Here is a 372-nt window from a genome sequence, read left to right as displayed (position 1 = left end):
GCCTCATCACCCCAACAGAACTTACTGCACTGACTCAAGCACGTGATGATGCACTTGCTGCGAAAACAGAAGCACAAACAAAAGTGACAGCATTACCTGAGGCAGTACAAGCAGAAAAAGATGCGCTACAAGGTCGTTTAAATGATCTGGTTGATATCACTTTACCAACAGTAAATGACGAAGATGAAGATGGTGTTGTTGATGATATTGGTGAAGCTCTAGCAGCGGCTGAAGCAGCAGTAGAGGCAGCAGAAGCAGCATATGCAGCGGCAGAACAAGCGCTGATCGATGCAAATGCCAATGGCCTCATCACCCCAACAGAACTTACTGCACTGACTCAAGCACGTGATGATGCACTTGCTGCTAAAGAAG

Annotated in this window: 1 protein-coding gene; it reads left to right on the top strand. The window is 46.8% G+C overall.

The genetic code is table 11. The features are described from left to right. The coding region (locus tag AC1M84_RS14285; protein ID WP_481595238.1) for a GA-like domain-containing protein at positions 1 to 372 on the top strand (372 nt) is incomplete at both ends.

This window comes from Acinetobacter sp. 24-47-66, assembly GCF_056779755.1.
Note: the sequence above shows the minus strand (reverse complement) of the source record. Positions and strands in the feature narration are given on the sequence as shown.